Origin of the sequence: Clostridium cadaveris, from assembly GCF_020911725.1 — a bacterium.
Lineage (GTDB): Bacteria > Bacillota > Clostridia > Clostridiales > Clostridiaceae > Clostridium_X > Clostridium_X cadaveris.
Genome location: NZ_CP076620.1, coordinates 1,628,669 through 1,651,830, shown reverse-complemented (window position 1 = coordinate 1,651,830; position 23,162 = coordinate 1,628,669). Strand labels below are relative to the sequence as shown.

General features: G+C 31.8%; 24 protein-coding genes and 1 riboswitch. All 24 genes read right to left on the bottom strand.

Annotated features, from left to right (window positions below):
* Positions 1-86 precede the first annotated feature (86 nt).
* Complete coding sequence (locus tag KQH81_RS07690) at positions 87-725, bottom strand: thiamine diphosphokinase (protein WP_027638154.1); 639 nt, start codon at positions 723-725, stop codon at positions 87-89.
* Entirely contained in the window at positions 726-1,379 is a 654-nt protein-coding gene (gene rpe / locus KQH81_RS07685) for a ribulose-phosphate 3-epimerase (RefSeq protein WP_027638155.1), read from the bottom strand. It lies immediately after the preceding gene.
* On the bottom strand, positions 1,376-2,242 hold the full coding sequence (gene rsgA, locus KQH81_RS07680; protein ID WP_027638156.1) for a ribosome small subunit-dependent GTPase A: 867 nt from the start codon (positions 2,240-2,242) through the stop codon (positions 1,376-1,378). The genes rpe and rsgA overlap by 4 nt, the downstream gene beginning before the upstream one ends.
* Before the next feature lie 33 nt (positions 2,243-2,275).
* Entirely contained in the window at positions 2,276-4,240 is a 1,965-nt protein-coding gene (gene pknB / locus KQH81_RS07675; RefSeq protein WP_027638157.1) for a Stk1 family PASTA domain-containing Ser/Thr kinase, read from the bottom strand.
* Positions 4,218-4,958, bottom strand: a complete 741-nt coding sequence (locus KQH81_RS07670) for a Stp1/IreP family PP2C-type Ser/Thr phosphatase (protein ID WP_027638158.1) — start codon at positions 4,956-4,958, stop codon at positions 4,218-4,220. Before KQH81_RS07670 ends, pknB begins: the two co-directional genes overlap by 23 nt.
* The gene (gene rlmN / locus KQH81_RS07665) at positions 4,915-6,006 is read right to left on the bottom strand and encodes a 23S rRNA (adenine(2503)-C(2))-methyltransferase RlmN (RefSeq protein ID WP_051196197.1); all 1,092 of its coding nucleotides are present in this window, start codon (positions 6,004-6,006) and stop codon (positions 4,915-4,917) included. Before rlmN ends, KQH81_RS07670 begins: the two co-directional genes overlap by 44 nt.
* 2 nt (positions 6,007-6,008) lie before the next feature.
* Entirely contained in the window at positions 6,009-7,337 is a 1,329-nt protein-coding gene (rsmB, locus tag KQH81_RS07660) for a 16S rRNA (cytosine(967)-C(5))-methyltransferase RsmB (RefSeq protein ID WP_027638159.1), read from the bottom strand.
* Between the two features lie 15 nt (positions 7,338-7,352).
* On the bottom strand, positions 7,353-8,033 hold the full coding sequence (locus KQH81_RS07655) for a zinc metallopeptidase (protein WP_230029156.1): 681 nt from the start codon (positions 8,031-8,033) through the stop codon (positions 7,353-7,355).
* A 13-nt stretch (positions 8,034-8,046) separates the two neighbouring features.
* Entirely contained in the window at positions 8,047-8,976 is a 930-nt protein-coding gene (gene fmt / locus KQH81_RS07650; protein WP_074844165.1) for a methionyl-tRNA formyltransferase, read from the bottom strand.
* Between the two features lie 3 nt (positions 8,977-8,979).
* A complete protein-coding gene (gene def / locus KQH81_RS07645) occupies positions 8,980-9,429 on the bottom strand; it encodes a peptide deformylase (protein WP_027638162.1) in 450 nt (149 codons plus the stop codon).
* A 43-nt stretch (positions 9,430-9,472) separates the two neighbouring features.
* Positions 9,473-11,677: a primosomal protein N' gene (gene priA, locus KQH81_RS07640; protein ID WP_027638163.1), complete on the bottom strand. Its 2,205-nt coding sequence runs from the start codon at positions 11,675-11,677 to the stop codon at positions 9,473-9,475.
* 38 nt (positions 11,678-11,715) lie between these two features.
* Complete coding sequence (coaBC, locus tag KQH81_RS07635; RefSeq protein WP_027638164.1) at positions 11,716-12,903, bottom strand: bifunctional phosphopantothenoylcysteine decarboxylase/phosphopantothenate--cysteine ligase CoaBC; 1,188 nt, start codon at positions 12,901-12,903, stop codon at positions 11,716-11,718.
* 5 nt (positions 12,904-12,908) lie between these two features.
* Positions 12,909-13,124, bottom strand: a complete 216-nt coding sequence (gene rpoZ, locus KQH81_RS07630; RefSeq protein WP_027638165.1) for a DNA-directed RNA polymerase subunit omega — start codon at positions 13,122-13,124, stop codon at positions 12,909-12,911.
* Positions 13,105-13,734 carry a guanylate kinase gene (gene gmk / locus KQH81_RS07625; protein ID WP_027638166.1) on the bottom strand — a complete coding sequence of 210 codons (630 nt, stop codon included), beginning with the start codon at positions 13,732-13,734 and terminating at the stop codon, positions 13,105-13,107. The genes rpoZ and gmk overlap by 20 nt, the downstream gene beginning before the upstream one ends.
* Positions 13,734-14,006, bottom strand: a complete 273-nt coding sequence (gene remA / locus KQH81_RS07620) for an extracellular matrix/biofilm regulator RemA (RefSeq protein ID WP_027638167.1) — start codon at positions 14,004-14,006, stop codon at positions 13,734-13,736. The genes gmk and remA overlap by 1 nt, the downstream gene beginning before the upstream one ends.
* A gap of 19 nt (positions 14,007-14,025) precedes the next feature.
* On the bottom strand, positions 14,026-14,907 hold the full coding sequence (locus KQH81_RS07615) for a YicC/YloC family endoribonuclease (protein ID WP_027638168.1): 882 nt from the start codon (positions 14,905-14,907) through the stop codon (positions 14,026-14,028).
* A 226-nt stretch (positions 14,908-15,133) separates the two neighbouring features.
* Positions 15,134-16,483 (bottom strand): NCS2 family permease, encoded by a 1,350-nt coding sequence (locus KQH81_RS07610; RefSeq protein WP_099335461.1) that lies wholly within the window; start codon positions 16,481-16,483, stop codon positions 15,134-15,136.
* Between the two features lie 122 nt (positions 16,484-16,605).
* Positions 16,606-16,703: riboswitch (purine riboswitch) on the bottom strand.
* A gap of 67 nt (positions 16,704-16,770) precedes the next feature.
* Positions 16,771-17,757, bottom strand: a complete 987-nt coding sequence (locus tag KQH81_RS07605) for an asparaginase (RefSeq protein ID WP_027638170.1) — start codon at positions 17,755-17,757, stop codon at positions 16,771-16,773.
* A gap of 75 nt (positions 17,758-17,832) precedes the next feature.
* Positions 17,833-18,075 carry a hypothetical protein gene (locus KQH81_RS07600; protein WP_027638171.1) on the bottom strand — a complete coding sequence of 81 codons (243 nt, stop codon included), beginning with the start codon at positions 18,073-18,075 and terminating at the stop codon, positions 17,833-17,835.
* Between the two features lie 42 nt (positions 18,076-18,117).
* Positions 18,118-18,522 carry a hypothetical protein gene (locus KQH81_RS07595; protein ID WP_099335460.1) on the bottom strand — a complete coding sequence of 135 codons (405 nt, stop codon included), beginning with the start codon at positions 18,520-18,522 and terminating at the stop codon, positions 18,118-18,120.
* A gap of 90 nt (positions 18,523-18,612) precedes the next feature.
* Positions 18,613-19,971, bottom strand: coding sequence for an LCP family protein (locus KQH81_RS07590; RefSeq protein WP_051196198.1), 1,359 nt, complete (start codon positions 19,969-19,971; stop codon positions 18,613-18,615).
* A 217-nt stretch (positions 19,972-20,188) separates the two neighbouring features.
* Positions 20,189-20,401 carry a hypothetical protein gene (locus tag KQH81_RS07585; RefSeq protein ID WP_035770505.1) on the bottom strand — a complete coding sequence of 71 codons (213 nt, stop codon included), beginning with the start codon at positions 20,399-20,401 and terminating at the stop codon, positions 20,189-20,191.
* Between the two features lie 171 nt (positions 20,402-20,572).
* Positions 20,573-22,051: a stage IV sporulation protein A gene (gene spoIVA, locus KQH81_RS07580; protein WP_027638174.1), complete on the bottom strand. Its 1,479-nt coding sequence runs from the start codon at positions 22,049-22,051 to the stop codon at positions 20,573-20,575.
* A 112-nt stretch (positions 22,052-22,163) separates the two neighbouring features.
* Complete coding sequence (locus tag KQH81_RS07575; protein WP_035770510.1) at positions 22,164-23,159, bottom strand: NAD(P)H-dependent glycerol-3-phosphate dehydrogenase; 996 nt, start codon at positions 23,157-23,159, stop codon at positions 22,164-22,166.
* Between the last annotated feature and the right edge of the window lie 3 nt (positions 23,160-23,162).

Genomic DNA, 23,162 nt, shown 5'->3' with positions numbered 1-23,162 from the left:
ATTTTCTGGACAAAAAAATCACCAAACCTTTGTGCTTTAATACTATTATATGCACTTACCAAGATTTGGTGACCATTTTTTTGAAATTAATCTCTTGAATATATAACCATAACTTTTCCCTTTGGAAAACTCACTTTCATATATTCATCTACAAATTCATTGGATACAGTAAGAGGATCTCCAAATAAAAGATTGTGAGAAGTAAGACCGTACTTTGCTCCTTCTATATTAAAGTCAGATACATCTTCTCTAAATCCTTGAAAGGAAATATACTTTCCAAAAATATTTTTAAGTTTTGTACTTTTATCAATTAAAAATATATAGTTATTGTTATCCCTTATGTAGGCCTTTATACCTTTATCTAGCGCTTTATTTAAAAGTCCCATATTCCCTATAACATGGTCCATTCTAGTTCCAGTACACCCTAACAAGCATATAGTATCTGTGCCAGACTTATTCATTGCTTTTTCAAATGCAATCTCACTATCTGTATAATTCTTCTCAGGCGGATATATTACAATGTCCGAACCTTTTTCTTTATAATAAGATAAAACTTCTTGATTTATAGAATCAAAATCACCTACAAGCATATTGGGTGTCAATCCGTTTTTATAAAGCACTTCTATTCCTCTGTCAGCGCAAATTACAAAATCAGCATCCTTAAGCTCTTCCATTAAAATTTCCTTACTTGGTTCGGCTCCTCCGGCTATCATTACAGATTTCACTTATTTTAAAGCCTCTCTTAATTTTTGTACATTTTCTTCTATTGCATCATTTTTAAACACTGCTGATCCTGCTACTATTACATTTGCTCCACATTCCACCACATATTTAATATTTGAAGCATCTATTCCTCCATCGACCTGTATCATTAATTCTTTATTTCTCTTTTCGCTTAAGGCTTTAACTTCCTTTACCTTTTCTGAACAGTATTCTATGTATTTTTGTCCTCCAAAGCCAGGATTAACAGTCATTATAAGTACCATATCAACAGAATTAATTATGTTTTCCAAAACACTAACTGGTGTTCCTGGATTTAAAGCAACTCCTGCTTTCACTCCAAAGCTCTTTATATAGTTAACTGTCCTATCTATATGTCTGTCAGCTTCATAATGTACAGTTATAATGTCTGCTCCAGCTTTTACAAAGTCCTCTATATATCTAGCTGGTTCCTCTATCATTAAATGAACGTCGAAAATTTTATCTGTATATTTTCTTATACATTTCATAACAGGTGCACCAAAGGTAATGTTAGGAACAAAACTTCCGTCCATAACGTCTATATGTACCATTTCTACATCACTTGAATTTAATCTTTCTATTTGTTCTCCTAACTTTGCAAAGTCAGCTGATAATATTGATGGTGATATTTTTATCATCTTCTTTTTCTTCCCCCTCTTATTTCTTCTAAAGTTCGTATATAAAATTTATATCTTAATGAGTTTATCTTTCCTGCCTCAACAGCATCCTTTATTGCACACTTAGGCTCTTTGTTGTGACTGCAGGTTGAAAACTTACATCTTCCTTCATACTCATGGAACTCTGGAAAACAATTTTTCAGTTCATCTTCCTCTATGAAAGATATATCTATATTAGAGAACCCTGGAGTATCTACTAAGAATCCTTCTTCCATATCTATAAGTTCGCTATGCCTTGTAGTATGCTTTCCTCTTTTTAACTTTTCGCTTATCTCTCCAGTTTCCATTAAAGTTCTTCCACTTAATGAATTCATTAAAGTTGATTTTCCAGCTCCTGAAGGTCCGCATAAAACTGTTACATTATCTTTTAACATTTCTTTAAGAACATCAACGTTATATCCTTCTTTAGCTTTTATATCTATAACTTCATATCCTATATTCTCAAATGTATTCTTTATATCTCTGAATTCTTCTTTGCTGCATAAATCTATCTTGTTTATACATATCACTGCTTTTACATGATTGTATTCACACAAAGCTAAAAAATTATTTAGCAAATCAAAATTTATATCTGGAGATTTAGCTGCAAATACTACGAAAGCTTGAGTTACATTAGCTACAGTTGGTCTTATAAGATAAGATTTTCTCTCATGAATTTTTTCTATGACTCCTTTGTCATTACTCACTTCAATATCAACCTTATCTCCGACTACAGGGGCAAGTTCCTTATATCTAAACTTGCCCCTTGCCTTACATTCTATAACTTTGTCATCAATCTTTACATAGTAGAAACCGCCTATTCCTTTAATAATAGTTCCTGTCATAGTTCCTCCTATGAAATCTTTAGATTTTTAAATTTATTGGTTTCCATTTCCTTCACCTGGTTTTGTAGGTTTATCCGGCATTTTACCATACACAGTAATATTAATTACTTGTTGTGGCTTAACTTTAGTACCTGGTTGTGGATCTTGAGATTTAACCTTGCCTTCATCTTCTTTATTGGTTGGCGTAACTATAGTAACCTTTCCTAGTTGAAGTTTGTATTTACCTAAAGTTATAGCCGCTTCTTGCTGAGTCATTCCAGCTAAATCAGGCAATATAATTTCTTCCTCTTTATAAACATATATAACTACAGAAACTGCGCTTCCTTCCTTAACTTCTATATCAACTCCTGGGTTTTGACTCCTTATCTTTCCATCTAAGTTCTTATCACTAGTTATTTCTTGATCCACAGTTCCAAGTGTAAGTTTATTAGCTCTTAATAAATTTTCTGCTTCATCTCTACTTCTACCCTTTAGATTTGGTACTTTAGATAATGAAATCTTAGGTCCGTTACTTAATACTATATCAACTTTATCACCTTTTTTAACTTCTGTATCAGGTGATGGGTTTTGTCTAATAACATTTCCTTTTGTAACATCATCGCTATAATCATAAGATATCGCTCCAAGAACTAAGCCTGCATTCTTTAAATATTCTTCAGCTTTACTCTTATCTAAATCTTTTAAATCTGGTGCTGTAAGTTTATTTGCTCCACCACTTATAGTTACTCTAACCTTTTCTTGAGCCTTTTCGCCTTCTCCTGGATATACCTTTATAACAGTGCCTTCTGGCTCATCACTTGGTTCACTGCCACCTATAACCATCTTAAGACCTTTTGACTCTAAAACTTTTTTAGCTTCTTCCTGTGATAATCCTATTATCTTTGGAACCACTATTTCCTCACTCTTATTCTTCTCACTAGGTTTCAATACCAATGCTGCTACAATTACACCTAAAGCTATTACTAAAACTCCAACAAGAGAAAAGATTAAATATTTTTTCTTTTTGCTCTTTCTGTCTTCGTCATCTTCTTCATAATAGTCATCTTCATCATCATCATCTTCATCTGTTTTAGCTGCCAGCTTCTTCTTGTTTTCTTCATTCTTTAGATCTTTTTCTGTTATAGGTTTCATTACTCTTGTAAAGTCTTCATCAATATCATTTGATACGATATTTACCTCTGCATTTTTTTGAATCTTTAAAAGATCATTTAGTATCTCTTTTACACTTTGATACCTCTTTATAGGCTCTTTTTCCATAGCTTTTAGTATAAGCTTATTTAAATTTTCTGGAATCTTTTCATCAATTATAATAGGAGGTACTACCGGTTCTTGTATATGTTTTAATGCTACTGATACAGGACTTTCTGCATCAAATGGAAGTCTTCCAGTAATCATCTCGTAAAGAACCACTCCAAAGGAATATATATCACTTCTATAATCTACATAATTACCTTTAGCTTGTTCTGGAGAAAAGTAATGAGCTGATCCCATAACTCTACTTGTATTAGTTATAGTTTCAGAATTAGGTGATTTAGCTATTCCGAAATCTGTTACTTTTACAACTCCGTCATTAGTCACCAATATATTTTGTGGCTTTACATCTCTATGTATTATGTTATTGCGATGAGCACAATCTAAAGCCTTAGCTATTTGGATACCATAATCAAGCACCTTTTCGTAGGATAACTTTCCTTCTTCTCTTATAATTTGTTTTAATGTTTTTCCATTTACATATTCCATAACAATATAGTGTATATCACCTTGTGTTCCCACATCTAGAACATTAACAATATTGTTATCTGAAAGATTTGCAATGGCAGTTGCTTCTTTGGTAAACTTTTCAACTAAAGTATTGTCATTAATGAATTCCTTTTTTAATATCTTTACAGCATCATATCTGTTTAATTTTTGGCATTTAGCCTTATAAACGTCGGCCATTCCGCCTTCACCAATTTTTTCAATTATCTCATATCTATTACCTAGAATAGTTCCAATCATAATAATCTCCTCCAAATATCATAAAAGATATATTATCCCTAGCACTTCTTTGTTTTGCTAAATCAATTAATTTTTCACATATGACCATATAGTCCTTATGCTCTTTTACAGTGTTATAAATTTCTTCTTTTGACACTTCATTTGTAAGCCCGTCTGTGCAAAGGATTATGTGTTCTATTCCTTCTGTCAGATCTAATTCATAAAGATCAGCCTCAACTTCACTATAAGTACCAACTGCTCTTGTTATTATATTTTTGTTAGGATGATTAAGTGCTTCTCTTTCAGTTATAGATCCATCATCTACAAGTTCCTGAACTAAAGAGTGGTCTTTAGTAATCTTATATATGTTATCCCTTTTTATAATATAACAACTGCTATCACCTACATTAGCTATCCATGCTTTGTTATCATCTATAAGGCATGCAGTAACCGTAGTACCCATCCCCCTTAAATTACTTGATGATAAGCTATAGTGATAAACCCTTTCATTTGCTTTATTTATAGCATCTATTAAATCTTCTTTTGTAGCTTTAACATCCTTATTTTTTATTGATTCTATTATGGTTTCAACTGTCATTTTGCTAGCAACTTCACCTGCATTATGTCCACCCATTCCATCTGCTATGACATATATGGCATTATTGCCTTCTAGACTATAAGAAAGATAATCTTCATTAATCTTTCTTACATTGCCAACATCCGTAATCATCCCCACCATAAAAACACCCCTTCTCATTTTTTTGGGTACTTAAATAACTTCTTCTTAGCTGTCCGCAAGCGGCATTTATATCCGCTCCCATTTCTCTTCTAATAGTTGTTTCTATATTACGACTATTAAGTACATTAGCAAATTCTTTAACCCTAGTCATATCAGACCTTTTAAAAGTATTTTCTTTTATTTCATTGACAGGTATTAAATTAACATGACATATCATACCCTTTAAGAGTTCTGCTAAGCACCTAGCTTCTTCTTTATTATCATTTACATCCTTTATAAGAGCATATTCAAATGTAATTCTTCGTCCTGTTTTTTCAATATATTCTCTACATACATCTAAAAGTTCATTTAAACTATACTTATTTGCAATAGGCATAACTTCTTTTCTTTTTTCATTATTATATGCATGCAATGAAATTGCAAGGGTTATCTGCATATTTAAATCTGCTAATTCTTTTATTTTAGGCACAATTCCACAGGTTGATAATGTAATATGTCTTTGCCCTATATTAAGCCCATAGTCGCTATTGGCTAGATTTAAAAATTTTATAACATTATCAAAATTATCTAAAGGTTCTCCACTTCCCATAAGAACTACATTAGAAATTCTTTCTTTCATTAGATTTTGAGCAGCAAGTATCTCACCTATCATCTCTCCCGCTTCAAGATTTCTAACCCTTCCATCAATTGTTGAAGCACAAAATTTACATCCCATTCTACATCCAACTTGAGTTGATATACATATAGAAAGCCCATGATGATATCTCATTATTACACATTCTATTATATTATCATCCTCTAAGGAAAGTAAAAGTTTTCTCGTGCTATCATCATTTGACTTATACTCATCAATAACTTTAGGTATACCTATTACAAAATGATTTTGTAATTTTTCCTTAACAGATTTTGGTATATTTTTCATATCATCAAACACTAGTATACCTTTATAAATCCAATCTATTACTTGCTTAGCTCTAAAAGCACTTTCTCCATTTTTTGTCATCCATTTTTTCAGTTCATCCAAAGATAAATTAAGTATGTTTTCCATTGTTAACTCCTTTTATCTTTTTTTAGTTTAGCTACAAAGAACCCATCCATATATTTGTTTGGAAGTAAAGTCACATATCCTTCTTCACTATATATTATATTTTCAGCATTACCAAAAAATATTTTTTCTAGTTTAAAATTCTTGTGTTTCTGTAAAAACCACTTTATATTTTCTTCATTTTCACCTTTATTTAATGTGCAGGTAGAATATATAAGTGTACCTCCATCTTTTAAATACTCTGCTCCATTATCCATTATAGCTCTTTGTATCTTTATTAAGTCTTTTAAGCTTTTTAATGATTTACTCCACTTTATTTCTGGTTTTTTTCTTATTATTCCAAGACCAGAACATGGTACATCTAAAAGAACACCATCTGCACTATTTATATAATTTACATTTAGTTTTGTAGAATCCATTTCATTTAAAGCTATATTTTTAAGTCCAAGCCTTTCAGAATTGTCTTTTATAAGTTTCAACTTGTGATTATGTATATCAAAAGCATATACTTTCCCAGTATTATTAAGAAGCTCTCCTAAATGCGTTGTTTTTCCTCCTGGAGCACTACATAAATCAAAGAAAACTTGCCTTTCTTCTGGCTCCATAAGTGGACTTACAATCATAGCACTTTCATCCTGCACTGTGATATATCCTTTATTAAAAAGCTCATTATTTTCTATAGAACTTCCTTTATGTATGCATATAGCTTCTGGGCATATGTATCCTTCTTCTAACTCATATCCTTTTTCCTCTAATAAGTTGAAGGCCTCATCATAAGATATCTTTAGAGGATTGACTCTTACAGTCATCATAGGAGTAGAATTAAGTCCCTTCAGTATATCTTCTGTTTTTTCCTTACCATACTGCTTTGTAAAAAGTTCCACCATCCATTTAGGATATGAATAATCAAAGCATAACTTTTCAATATAATTATTCGTTTCAAGTTCACTAAATGGATTTCTTAAATAACTTCTAAGAATTCCGTTTACAAACTTTGATGCTTTTATAGATATTTTTTTAGCCAAAGATACAGACTCATTGACTACGGCATAGTCTGGAACTTTATCTAAGTATCTAAATTGATAGATAGATATTCTTAATATATTTAATATTTCCGGCTGAACTTTCGATAGATCTCTATCTACATATTTTGAAAGTATCTTATCTATAGTATATCTATATTTTATAGTTCCATATACTATCTCTGTCACAAGTCCTTTATCCTTATCATTTAAAGGATATTTGTTTAATGCTTTGTTAAGGGCTATATTAGAATAGCCCTCTTTATCAAAAACTTCAATTAAAACATTTATTGCTACTAATCTACTGTTCATATATTCTCCTTAATTTTAGTCATCTCTTCTACTTATCGCAATAAGCCTTATAAGCTGAGAAATAGCCATAATAGCTGCTGCTATATATGTCATAGCTGCGGCATCTAATACTTTTTTTGCTCCCACTAATTCATCGTCATAGAGAATGCCTGTATTTCTCACCTGCTGCAAAGCTCTTGCAGAGGCATCAAACTCAACTGGAAGAGTTATAAGCTGGAATATAACTACAGCTGCAAATAACACTATTCCTGCTGTTACTAATTGCTTAATTGAAAAAACTAAACCCAGCAAAAATATTATCCATGAAAGGTTAGATCCTATATTAGCCAAAGGTACTGATGCACTTCTTAGCTTTAAAGGAGCATATTCTACCTTATGCTGAATTGCGTGGCCGCATTCATGAGCAGCTACTCCTATAGACGCTAATGATGTACCATAATATACATCGTTAGAGAGTCTAAGCACTCTTTGAGATGGGTCATAATGATCTGAAAGTTTCCCTCTTGTAAGTTCAATAGCTACATTGTTAAGTCCGTTACTATCTAATATTATCCTTGCTGCCTCAGCTCCACTGTATCCTCTATGACTTGCTCCTCTTACATATTTATTAAATGTTGAGTTCACTTTTGTTTGGGCCCACATAGAAATTATAATTGCTGGTATAAGAAGTAAATAGGTGCTATCAAAATAAAACATTTTATCTCCTCCTCTACTCTAAAATTATTCCCTCTTCTATAGTATTGCCATTCATATAATCTTTAACTTTCATAGGCTTACCATTAGGAAATTGTACCTCTTCAATTAAAAGAGCATCACTTCCCGTTTTAACTAGAATACCACTTTTATCTGCCTTTAATATAGTTCCTGCCTCTTTAAGACTATTATTAGATACAACTACTGATTTATATATTTTCATCATTTTATCTTTATATGTTGTATATGCAACAGGAAATGGATTCATTCCCCTTATTTGATTGTGTATATCTAAAGAAGATTTCGTCCAATCTATTTTTGCCATAGTCTTATCTAGTTTGGAAGCATATGTAGATTCATCATCATTCTGGGCTATAGGTTTTATAGTACCATTATACAATCCTTCCAATGTTCTAACTAAAAGATCTCCTCCACGTGACATCAATTCATCATAAAGTTCTCCAGCTGTCATGTCTTCTTTTATTTCAACTTCATCCTTTAGAAGCATATCACCTGTATCTAATCCAATATCCATAAGCATAGTAGTATTTCCACTAACTTTTTCACCATTCATTATTGAGAAATTTATAGGTGCTGCACCTCTGTATTTTGGAAGAAGTGAACCATGTAGATTTATACAGCCATATTTCGGTATATCAAGTATCTCTTTTGTTAAAAGCTGGCCAAAGGCTACTACTACTATAAAGTCAGGTTCAATGCTTTTTATAATATTTATACACTCTTCATCATTTTTTAATCTTATTGGCTGATATATAGGTAGTTCATATTTTAGTGCACATTCCTTAACAGCTGACATTGAAAGCTTCTTTCCTCTTCCCTTTGGTCTGTCTGGTTGAGTAAATACAGCTTTTACATCAAATTTATTTATAAGAGTTTCTAATGATGGAACTGCAAAATCAGGAGTTCCCATAAAAACTATCTTCATATTTTATTGCTCCTTTTTTATAATTTTATCTACGAATAATACTCCATCCAAATGGTCAAGTTCGTGGCATACTGCTCTTGCAAAAAGATCTTCTGCTTCATAAGTCACTTCTTCTCCATTTTCATTTAAAGCTCTAACTGTAAGTTTTTCTGGACGTTCTACCTCGCCTTGTTCTCCTGGAACGCTTAAACATCCTTCAACATCTACATAACGTCCTTCCATAGACAATATTTCTGGATTTATTAAAACAACAGGACCTTCTCCTATATCTATAACTACAAGTCTTTTTAATATACCAACTTGTGGTGCTGCAAGTCCTACACCATCAGCAGCATACATAGTTTCTATCATATCTTTTATTAAGACTCTTAGTCTATCGTTTACCGCATCAACCTTTCTACATTTCTTTCTTAAAACATCGTCTCCATATGTTCTTATATTTCTTAACGCCATTTCTAATTAAACCTCCAAATAAATATTATTATGCCTCTAATTATTATATTAGACTATTAGGATTTATATCAATACTTATCCTTATATCATTATAGCATTCCCCAAGCTCATTATAAGTAAAATTTTTAATAAAATTGGCTAAATCTACTGATATATAACCTTTAATTATTATCTGCCACCTATACATTTCTTTAATTTTTGAAACCATACAGGGGCATGGTCCTAATATTTCTATGTTTTCTTGTATTTTTAATCTATTTTTCAAATTTATTCCGATATTTTGTATATTTTTTATTAACATTCCTTCATTTTTAGAACTAAAATTTAATACCATTATTTTTACAAACGGTGGGTATTTCATCATTGCTCTAAGAGATATTTCATCTCTATAGAAACCTTCATAGTCATAATTCTTGGAATGTGTTATAGCATAATTCCCAGGAAGATAACTTTGAACAATTACTTTTCCTTTTTTCTTTCCTCTTCCTGCTCTTCCTGCAACCTGAGTTAAAAGCTGATATGTTCTTTCTCCAGCTTTATAATCAGGCATATTCAAGGATAAATCTGCAGCCAAAACTCCTACCACTGTGACATCTGGGAAATCAAGTCCCTTGGCTACCATTTGAGTTCCTATAAGTATACTTGCTTTTTTTTCTTTGAAATCAGTATATATTCTTTCATAAGCATCCTTGGTTCTTGTAGTATCAAAATCCATACGTATTATAGACACATCCGGATATTCTACATGAAGAGCTCTTTCAACCTTCTCTGTACCAACTCCAAATTGCTTTACGTATGTACTTCCACAACTAGGACATGTTTTTCTTATAGGTTCTCTGCTACCGCAATAATGACAGGATAAATAACCTCCCATATGATAAGTCATGGATATATCACAGTTTTTGCATTTAAATACATATCCGCATTTTCTACAAGATACAAAACTAGAAAATCCTCTTCTATTCAAAAATAATATTATCTGTTCATCCCTCTTTAAAGCTTCATCCATAGCTTTTTTCAAGGAAGAACTAAACATGGATTTATTTCCGTTTTTTAATTCCTCTCTCATATCAACTATTTCTATAGGAGGCATTTCAGCTCCATCAGCCCTTTTATGTAGTGTCAAAAGTTTTATTTCTTTATTAAATGTTTTGTGATATGTCTCCACACATGGTGTTGCAGAGCCTAAAATGACCTTACATCCGCAAATGTTGCTTTTAAATTCTGCTATATCTTTAGCATTATATTTAGGATTACTTTCAGATTTATAGCTGCTTTCATGTTCTTCATCTATTATAATTACTCCTAAATCTTTAAATGGGAGAAAAATAGCCGATCTTGCTCCTACTGCAATTTTTACTTCTCCATTTTTTACCCTATACCACTCATCAAATCGCTCACCATCTGAAAGTTTACTATGGAATACAGCAACATCTTTTCCAAAACGCCCTTTAAAACGTTCAACCATTTGAGGTGTCAAGGCTATTTCTGGAACAAGCATAATTGCATTCTTTCCCATTCTCATGTAATGCTCTATTATTTTCATATATACTTCTGTTTTTCCACTTCCTGTAACTCCTTTTAAAAGAAATATATTTTCTTCAGAAGTTACAACCTCTCGAAACACTTCATATTGTTCATGATTTAAGATTTTAGCCTTATAAGCTTCATAATCTCTATCATTATATCTATATACAGTCTGAGTAGACTTCAATAATACATCATTCTTTATTAAAGTATTTATTGAGCTTAAAGAGAATTTAAAAACCTTGCTAAGTTCTCTAGCACTATATTTCCCCTGATTGGCTTTCACTGCCTCAATTATTGACTTATAGGGTTCCTTGTTATATTTAGCTGGTATTTCTTCATTGCCACAACTTACTACATCTTTTTCCTTATGGGTAAGTCCCTTTAAAATTCCTCTTGGAATAAATACTCTTATAGCTTCCAGGTAAGTGCAAAGATACATTTCTCTCATGTATTTTATGAGTTTTAAATCATCCTCTGTAAAAAGCTCTATATTTTCTCCTAAAGTTTTTATTTCTTTTATTCTAAAGCCCTTATCTTCAATTTCATCATAAAGTTCTACTACAAATGCATCGATAATTTTACTTCCCTTCCCAAAAGGTACTTTTACCCACATCCCTATAGCTATGTTTTCTTTAAATTTTTCAGGAATTTTATAAGTAAATATCCTATCCAACTGAATTGATTCACTGTTTATTATAACACCTGCATAATTTTTCATAAAATCACCTTAATTTAAATTAATAAAAAAAGCGCAATTTAGCGCCTTTCATTTATGAGATCAAAAAGTTCCCTTGCAACTTCTCTTTTAGTCATTTTATCTAGACCTTTTGTATTACCTTCGGCATCTATGATGTAAACCTTATTAAAGTCTGATGCAAAACCAGTATCCCTAGCAGTTATATCGTTAGCCACTATATAATCTAGATTTTTCTTTCTAAGCTTTTCCGCTGCATTATCTAAGAGATTATTACTTTCTGCTGCAAACCCTACTAGAATCTGCTCCTTTTTTCTCTCACCTAAATTTTTTAATATATCATTATCACGGATAAACTCTAAGTTTAAACCGCCATCACCTTTTTTTATCTTCTCGGTGCTATAATTTTTAGCCTTATAATCTGCTACAGCTGCTGATTTAACCACTATGTCTGAATCATTAAATTTTGATAAAACTGCTTTGAACATCTCTTCATTAGTCTTAACTCTAATGAAATTAATTCCAATAGGTGCTTCTAAAGAAGATGGTCCTGATATCAAGGTAACTTCCGCTCCTCTATCTCTGGCCTCTTTTGCAATAGCGTAACCCATTTTCCCACTTGAATTATTAGTGATATATCTTACAGGATCTATAGGCGAAATAGTAGGTCCTGCTGTTATTAAAACTTTTTTTCCTACTAAATCTTTCTTCTCATAAAGCCTGCTTAAAATTTCTTCACATATTATATCAACTTTTTCAAGCTTACCTTTTCCTATATCCCCACACGCTAGTCTTCCACTAGCTGGTTCTATGAACTCATATCCAAAATTTTTAAGTTTATCAATATTATTTTGAACAATTTTATTTTCGTACATGTTGGTATTCATTGCTAATGCAAAAACTACAGGTGCCTTTGTAGCCATAATAGTTGTAGATAGCATATCATCTGCTATACCATTTGCAACTTTACCTATAACATTAGCGGTGGCTGGAGCTATAAGCATTAAATCCGCCCTTTGAGCTAAAGAAATATGCTGAATTTCCCACGATTTAGGCTCCTCAAACATATCAACTATAACCTGATTTTTACTTAAGGATTGAAAACTAAGCGGCGTAACAAACTCTGTTGCTGCCTTAGTCATTATTACTCTTACATCTATATCTTGCTTTACCAGAGTACTAACTATATCTAAAGACTTATAAGCCGCTATTCCTCCAGTTACTCCAAGTACCACACACTTATTACTCATGTTTCCTATAAACCTTCCTTCACTGACTCATATTGAATAGCATCATCATTAACTTCATTGATAGCTATTGTTAATGCTTTCTTCGAACCACATTCAGTTCTAGGTGCATCACCATCGATTATTTGTCTTGCTCTCTTTGAGCTTACTATAACTAATGAATATCTATTATCCACTTTCTTTAATAAATCCACGATTGATGGATTAATCATAGAGTTGTTCATGAATTAAACCCTCCTTAGAATCTAATATTTTTTCTTTTATTCTGTCAACTCTGCATTTCTCAGCTATAAGTATACCTTCAATCTTTTTCACTGCATTATCTACAGTGTCATTAACTACAGCATAATTATATTTAGAAATATAGTTTATTTCCTTATATGCAGATTTGAATCTAAGCATTAAAGACTCTTCAGTCTCGCTTCCTCTTTTAATTATTCTTTGCTTTAGTTCTTCCATTGATGGTGGAAGTATAAATATAAAAACACCATCTTGAACATTTTCTTTAACTTTTAAGGCACCTTGAATATCTATCTCCAATATTACATTATGCCCCATATTTAATTTTTCTTCAACTGATGATTTTGGCGTACCATAGTAATTTCCATACACCTCTGCATACTCTAAAAAGTCTTTTTCTTCAACTTTCTTTAAAAATTCATCTTTAGATAAGAAAAAATAATTTTCTCCATGAACTTCTCCAGCTCTTGGAGATCTAGTAGTTGCAGATACTGATAAATAACAATCATTTCTTTTTAATAATTCTTTGCATATAGTCCCTTTACCTGCACCAGAAGGCCCAGAGATTACTATTAATATACCCCTTTTAGTCATTATTCATCAACCTCATCTATACTATCATCATCTTTTGAAGATAATCTATGAGCAACTGTTTCTGGTTGCACTGCTGATAAGATTACATGATCACTATCAGTAATTATAACTGCTCTAGTTCTTCTTCCATAAGTTGCATCAATAAGCATTCCTCTATCTCTTGCTTCTTGAATAATTCTCTTTATTGGAGCTGATTCCGGACTTACAATAGCTACCAATCTATTAGCAGACACTATGTTTCCAAATCCTATGTTAATTAATTTTATACTCATTGTGTTCCTCCTACAACTTTTATTCGATGTTCTGCACCTGTTCTCTTATTTTTTCTATTTCATTTTTTATATTTAATACTATGTTAGTTATCTCTATATTCTGAGATTTAGATGCAATAGTATTAGCTTCTCTATTCATTTCCTGCACAATGAAATCTAATTTTCTGCCTATAGATTCATTTAGATTTAAAGTTTCAGTTAATTGATTTATATGAGAGTAAAGTCTTGTTATTTCTTCATCTATACTAGCTTTATCTGCAAAAATGGCTACTTCCATAGCTATTCTGCTTTCATCTACAGGTATATTTTCACTTAACTCTGTAAGTCTATCTGAAAGCTTTACTCTATACTGCTTGACAACTTCTGGGGAAAGAATAGCTATTTTCTTAACCATTTCTTTTATATATCTGCATTTTGAGATTATATCTTCTTTAAGTTTCTCTCCCTCCCTTGTTCTCATAGCTACTAAAAGGTCTAATGCACTATTTAGTGCATTACTTAAACCATTCCATATAGTCTCAAGGTCTTCTTCTTTCTCTTCTAATCTTATAACTTCTGGGAATTTTGAAATTAAAGAAAGAGGAATATCATTTTTTATATCATATCTACTAGATATTTCTTGAAGACACTTTATATAACTGTCCGCTAATGCAGTATTCAAAACCGCTTCACTATTACTGCATTCATAATTTTTGTAGTTTATAAAGATGTCTACCTTGCCCCTTGATAGGCGTTCTCCAACTGCCGCTCTTATTTTCTCCTCTAGAGAAATTATACTCTTTGGCATTCTGATATTTAAATCTAAATATCTATGGTTTACGCTTCTCATTTCTATAGAAAAGCTATGATGACCTTCATCAACTATATTAGCTCTTCCAAATCCTGTCATGCTCTTTGTCATGAAATCCCTCCTTGCTACTCCCAATTCATATTAACTATTATACATAATGGTCTACGGTTATTTCAAGTTATAATTCAAAAAATATTAATTTTTTCATGTTTTCTCCTTAAAACTCTTTAATTCTTTGAAATGCTATTCTTAAATGATGAATGATTTTTTTATCTATGCAAAAATAAAGACCTTACCTGCAAAGGTAAAGCCTCCATTTTAATATTTTGCCGTATTTTTATTTTATTCCTGTCATTACTAGCTTCACTATAAATACTATTCCTAAAACAACCATGACAGGAGATATCTTTTTCTTTTCTTTTGAAACTAAATTAACTAAAAGATTTATTACTACGTATGCTATAACTCCAATAGTTAAACCATCACCAATACTATATGTTAAAGGCATTAAAGCTATAGTTAAGAACGCTGGAATACCTTCAGTGAAATCTGTGAAATCAACTTTAGCTATATTTTCTATCATAAAGAATCCAACTACTATTAATGCTGGTGCTGTAGCACATGCTGGGATAGCTACGAACAATGGTGAAAAGAACATTGCTACTAAGAACAATATACCTGCTGTAACAGCAGTAAGACCTGTTCTACCTCCTTGAGCAACTCCTGCTGAACTCTCAACATAAGTAGTTACTGTAGAAACCCCTGCAACTGCTCCTGCTGTTGTAGCAATTGCATCTACTAATAAAGCTTTTCCTGCTCCTGGAAGCTTACCATCCTTATCCAACATATTAGCTTTTGAAGCAACTCCAACTAATGTTCCAACTGTATCAAAAAAGTCTACAAATAAGAATGTGAATACTACCGTTATAAAACTCCAAACTTTTGTTGAATCTGTTAAGTAAGAAAAATCTAACTTTCCTGCTATTGGAGCCATGCTTTCAAATTTAAATATTCCTGTTGGTAATGATATGTTGTAATAAGCTGCTGCTTCTGGAGCTATCAATGCATATCCCCATGCTAAAAGTGAACTTACAACTATCCCCCATAGTATAGCACCTTTAACATTTTTTTTATAAAGTATTGTTATTATTATAACTCCGATAAATGTTATTATTGCAGTAGGTGCTGTTAAATTACCCATTCCTACTAAAGTTGCATCATTGTTTACTACTACTCCTGCTCCTATAAATCCCAAAAATGCTATAAACAATCCTATTCCTGCTGTTACTGCATATTTTAAATTCATTGGTATAGAGTTTACAACTGCTTCTCTTACATTAGTTAAACTTAATATAATAAATATGATTCCTTCTACAAAAACTGCTGCTAAGGCTACCTGCCAAGGTTCTCCCATACCTAAAACTACTGTATATGCAAAGAAAGCATTTAATCCCATTCCTGATGCTAATGCAAATGGTAAATTGGCATACACCCCCATAAAGATAGTAGAAAGTCCTGCAACTAAACAAGTTGCTGTAACTAATGCCCCCGCATCCATACCTGTTGCACTTAGTATTGATGGATTAACCGCTATTATATAAGCCATAGTTAAAAATGTAGTGATACCTGCAAGAACTTCTTTCTTCATATCACTATTATGTTCATTTACTTTAAAAAACTTTTCCATACTTGTCCTCCTTAAAATCATAAATGAGTAAGCCGCTATAGTTTCACTAAGTGAATCTATAGCGGCTTACTCATCAACAAACACGATTTATGATATCCTAAATCCATACGAATGTTCAGTAATATCCGCAAGAATTCACTCATAGCGTGGATATTTACGGTATCCAGTAGAAACTTTTGACCAATCTCAAAATTATACGAGTTATCTTACGAATATTATGTTAACATATTTTTTATAATTCGTCAATAATACTATCATTATTTTTCATAGTTAGTAGATCATTCGTATTAGCAATATTTTCCCTTTTCAAAAAAGCTCTTTATTTCATCATAATTATCGAACCTACTTAATGCAACCATAAGTTTTATTCGCGCTTTCTGTCCAGGAAGTGTATCCCCAAATATTACGCCAAGTTCTCTAAGTTCTTTTCCACCACCATGATATCCATAAGAGTCAAATACTCTTCCTTCAAAGCATCTAGACACAACTACTACAGGTATGTTCTTTTCTATAGCACGCTTTATGCCGTCTACCATAAGAGGCGGTATGTTTCCTCGTCCCATAGCTTCTATTACAATTCCCTTATCTCCCTCACTTATACAAAAATCTATAAATCTTGAATCCATTCCAGAAACACATTTTATAAGAGATACTCTTGATTCTATATTTTCTATGTTTAGTGATACTTTATTATTATTATTTCTATAAAACAGCACTTTATTGTTATCTACCATACCTATTGGTCCAAAGTTAGGTGTTCTGAAAGCATTTAAGCTCATTGAATTAGCTTTCGTAACCTCAAAAGCACAATTTAATTCCCCGTTTAAACATACAAGAACGCCTCTTCCTCTTGATTCTTCTGCTATAGCTGTACAAATAGATGCTGCTAAATTTGATGGACCATCATATCCAAGCTCCGAGCTGCTTCTCATTGATCCTGTAAATATTATCGGTTTCTTTGTACAAGAGGTTAAATCTACAAAGAAAGCTGTTTCCTCCAATGAGTCAGTTCCATGAGTTACTACAACTCCGTCTATATCTTCTCTATCTGTAAATGTTTTTATATATTTTGAAAGTTCAAGCATTATTTCAGGAGTAACGTGTGGACTTGGAAGGCTAGAGAAATTATATGATTCTATTTCTGCAAAGCTCTCTATACCAGTTACCATTGACATTATTTCCTCTCCAGTTAAACTTGGAACCGCCGCTTTTAGCTTAGGATCTACTTTCATAGAAATTGTACCACCATTAAAAATTATAGCTATTTTTTTCATTTTTACCCCCACAACTCATTAATTTATTTTACATGATTATTATATTATATTCTTAAAATTACATCAAATTTTTACCTATTGTTTTATATTATTTTCGTCTTCTATATAACACTTCTTTTTTTTCCAATTACTCATCTTTAAAATCTCACTTATGCTTTTTCCTGAATCAAGCATATCCTTTAAGTTATCTGCTATTAATTTATATTCTTTTTCATTTTTCATAATCAGTCCTCCATTACTATATATTAAAGAACTTATCATTTTTATTTTGTACCCTCCAAAGAAAACTATGCTAGAAAAACCTCCTATAGTATCCATAAAAAAAAGGATGAAATTTAAATAAAATTTCATCCTCTTTTTTTAATAGCATATAAATTCATCTATTTTGTTTAAGTCTATTCCAAAGTATGCCCATCCTCTTCCAGTCCATCTAAAACCTGCTAATGTGTATCTGTCTATATAAGTAGGCCAAATCCAAAATTCTCTTCCATTTTTTAGCCAAACATAAGTATATCTAAATTTGCATGGCTGAATACTATTCGGCGACACCATTTTCGCCTCTGCACCCTTTGTCATTTTCTGAGCAGATTTTGATGGTGTTTTTGATGGTGGCGGTCCCATAGGATAAGCTTTGTTTTGTCTAGCCGCACAACCTTCTAATTCATCACCAGGCACCAACACTAAGTTAGCTTTTCTCTCATAGACAACCGAAGGAATCAACGGAACAAATTCCATTTCATCATCTAACTCTCTATAATAATCCATTTGACACTCCTTTGAGTTTAACATTAATCTATAATATTATATGTAATTTTACCCAAAAGTGTTAAACTTTTATATTATTATATTTTTATTTTATGGTCTTTCTACTATAATATCATTATTTCCTGCACCTGGTTTTTCACCAGTATTACCACCATGATTAGATGGATCAGTTGGCTTTTCTGGCTCCACTGGTTTTTCTGGCTCTACAGGCTTTTCTGGCTCCACTGGTTTTTCCGGCTCTACAGGATTTTCTGGCTCTGTTGGCTGAGTTGGGGTTGATGGTTTTTCTGGTTCTACTGGTTTTTGTTGAGGTTTTTCTCCTGGAGTAGTAATGTTCTCCTTTTCTTTATCCTCATCAGTAGCATGGTCTTCTGGATTAATTCCATGTTCTGCATTATATCTATTTTCATCAGTCTTAAAATCAGCTAATACTGATTTTAAGGTGCTATAATCTACATCATTTAAAGTTGGTGTTTTTCCTTCATAAATAAATTGTTTTAAAAGATTTCCCATCTGAGGAAGGTCAGTTAATATAACCCATCCTAAATTCTTATACAATCTTCCTTCAAACGCCGATACTCCTGTTTTTTCATCCATTAATGGCATAGCCAATTGTCTTATATTAAGCTCTGGAAACTTATAAATTGTATACCCCATACTGAACATTAAATCAGGTGTGATATTTGTTTTTATTTCATTCTTCATAGCATTTAATAAAAATGGATATTTTATAGGGTTTACATCCTTAAACTTTTCCGCTAATTTAAACAATACTGTTCTTTGCCTAGAATCTCTATTATACGCTGTATCATTTTTTCTTATCCTTGCATAGGAAAGCGCCTGCTGTCCATCAAGCTTTTGAACTCCAGGTTCTGTAACCTTTGGTGATGTAGCACCTCCAGTAGATTCTCCAATAAATTTATTTAATTCATTAATTTCACTTTGCTTAATATCTAATTCTATTCCTCCAATTTGATCAATAACTTTCTCAAATCCCCAGAAATTTATAGCAACGTATTTATCTAGTTTAATGCCAAAGTTAGTTTCTATAGTTTTCATCAAAAGTTCGTGTCCACCATAAGCATACGCAGCATTAAGCTTAGCTTCTCCATGGCCTGGTATCTTCACCAAAGTATCTCTAAACAATGAAGTAAGTCTTATTTCTTGTTTATTTGCGTCTAGTGTTGCTATTATCATAGAATCAGATCTAGAATTTTCCTCAAGATTCCTTTCGTCTGTTCCTATAAGTAAAATATTAGTTATGCCATCTACTACATCATATGTAATTTCTTTTGTTTCATCCAATTTCTCTTCTGAAATAGGCGAGTAAACATTTCTCCATATATTCCATGCCCACAAACCTACTGATAATATTATAATTCCTACAATAGATAGGACTGTAATTACAATTTTCTTCTTTTTAGAAAACTTCTTTTTGTTTCTTGCCATTTATGTACCTCCTTTTTTCCTTATAAGATATTATATATCCAATTCTCACTGCATGTAAACGAAATAAGCTATCTATATACAATTTTTTATTTATTTTTTGTCTTTTTTCTTAAAATATAAGTTTATATTTTGAAACATATAAAAAAATACACATAATTTTGCAACTCCTTAAAGAAAAAGTTACTAAATTATGTGTATATATTAATTTTTATTTAAACTATTTTATAATTTCAAGCATGCTTAGTTTTTCTTCTTTGTGAGCTTGTTTTAATATAGCATTATATATTTCTTTCCATTCTTCTGGTGAAGTAATTCCTATACGATTTTCTTCTTTTGTGTTGTCATTGTAATAAACCTTAGAATTTATGAATTCACTTCTTATTGCTGTTAACACATTTAAAATTTGAGATTCCTCTAAATTTATGTTCATAATACAATAATCACCTCTCACATTTTTTATACATTACTACTTCTATATCATATAAAGAAATCCTTTTTTATGTGATATTTCTATAAAATTAAATTTTAATTTTTATTAATCTTTATATGTACTATAGGAAAACAGTAAAACCCTCAAGATTTACTCTTAAGGGTTTATACTTTATAAAATTATGCAAATTAATCCGCCATTACCTTCATTTATAATCTTTTGAAGAGTTCTTTGAATCTTTGTTTGTACATCTTCAGGCATTTTATATAGCTTGTTTTGAAGCCCTTCTTTTACTAACATTTCAAGGGATTTTCCAAACATATTGCTTTGCCACATCTTTGATGGGTCACTTTCGAACTGATCTAAAAGATTTCTGACAAATTCTTCAGTTTCTTTTTCACTTCCCATTATTGGAGCTATCTCAGTTTGAATATCAGCTTTTATAAAATGTAACGAAGGAGCAGATGCTTTAAGTTTTAACCCATATCCATTTCCTCTATTTACAATCTCAGGCTTTTCAAATTTCATTTCAGATAGCTGAGGAGCTACAAGACCATATCCGGTTTCTTTTACATCTCTTAAGGCTTCAGATACTTTATCATACTCAATTTTAGCACTATGAAGATCCTGAATTATATCTAGAAGTTCATTCTCTCCTCTTACATTACAGTCGCATATTTCACTCAATATTTGATAGAAAATGCCACTCTTAGGATTCATGTTTATTCTGGCTATTCCTTCGCCCATATTCATATCTTTTATTACGCTGTCGCCTAAAAAGTCTTCTTCTTTAAATCCTTCTAAAGATTTTTTAATATCTCTTACCTTAAATACATCTTTGCACATCTTTTTTATTAAATCTACAAAGCTTACTTTCAACCAATGATCCGGTTCTAATTTTTCTATCCATTCAGGCATATCGATATTTATTTCTTTTATAGGGAACTCCTTTAATACCTTTTGGAATAAATTTTCAACGTCCCCCTCATTCATGTTAAGTACATCCATAACTTGAACGCTTACGTCATATTTTTCTTCTAATTCACGTTTTAAAGCTTGTGTTTCAGGAGCATATACGTGTGCACTATTTAATACTACCAAGAAAGGCTTTTTAATATCCTTTAACTCATTTATAACCCTTTCTTCAGCCTCTAAGTATTCCTCTCTAGGAATGTCAGTGATAGATCCGTCAGTAGTTATTACAAGGCCTATTGTAGAATGTTCAGTAATAACTTTTTTAGTTCCTATCTCTGCTGCTTCTTCAAATGGAATTTCGTAGTCATACCAAGGTGTCGTTACCATCTTAGAATTATCTCCTTCAGTATATCCTAATGCACCTTTAACTATATATCCAACACAGTCTACCATTCTTACACTAAATTTAATTCCATCTTCTAGAGTAATTTCTATGGCTTCATTTGGAACAAATTTAGGTTCTGTCGTATGGATACTTTTCCCCGATCCACTTTGAGGAAGTTCATCTTTTGCTCTTTGTTTTTTATATCCATTTTCTATCTTAGGTATTACCATCATGTCCATGAATCTCTTTATGAAGGTTGACTTCCCTGTTCTAACAGGTCCAACTACACCTACATAAATATCCCCTTGGGTTCTTTCTGCTATATCTTTATATATGTTAAAATTATCCAAGTCCGACCCTCCCAAACATACATATTAACATTATATATATATTGGTTTTATATTTGTTTTATTACTTTTTAAGAAAAAATATTATAAAAAAATAAACCATGAAAATCATGGTTTATTTGAAATGTTCACTTTTTTTATCTCTCATCATAAGTTCTCTAACGGCATCATTAGGGTCTTTTCCACTAAAAATCACATGATATAATGCGTGAGTTATAGGCATGGAAATATGTTTTTTTTCACTTAGCATATAAAAAGCCTTACATGCCTTTACACCTTCAACTACCATGCCTACTTCTTTAGTAGCCTCTTCAATGGACATGCCTTTTCCTACTAATATTCCAGCTCTTCTATTCCTACTGTGCATAGATGTACATGTAACTATAAGGTCTCCCATTCCTGTAAGTCCAAAAAAAGTCTCTGCGTCTCCACCCAAAGCTTTTCCAGCCCTTACTATTTCGCTCATCCCTCTAGTCATTAAAGCTGCTTTTGCATTATCACCATAACCTATACCATCACTCACTCCTGCTGCAAATGCTATTATATTTTTTACAGCTCCTCCAATTTCTACACCAACCAAATCATCGTTAGTATATACTCTAAAATATGGAGTCATAAATAATTCCTGTATATCTCTTGCTAAAACTCTATCCTCTGATGCTGCTACTACAGTAGTTGGAATTTCTGCTCCCACTTCTTCAGCATGACTAGGACCAGATAAAACTCCAACCTTATTATGAGGAAGTTCTTCAGATATTACATCAGTTAATAATTTATAGGTACCCTCTTCTATTCCTTTAGCCACATTAATAATTCTTGCATCAGGCTCTATAAATGGCTTTGCTTTTTTGCATACTTCACGAATAGCATGAGAAGCTACAGCTATAACCACATAATCTGCATCTTTTAAAGCTTTTTTTATATCATCAGTAGCATTTACATTGTGATTTAGTTCAACATCCTTCAAGTATTTAGAATTTTTTCTTTCGTTATTTATCTCATTGACTACATCTTTATTTCTTGCCCAAATTGTAGACTCAAATCCTTTTTTACCTATTAGATTGCTTAGGGATGTGGCAAAACTTCCCCCACCTAAAAATGCCACTTTCATAAC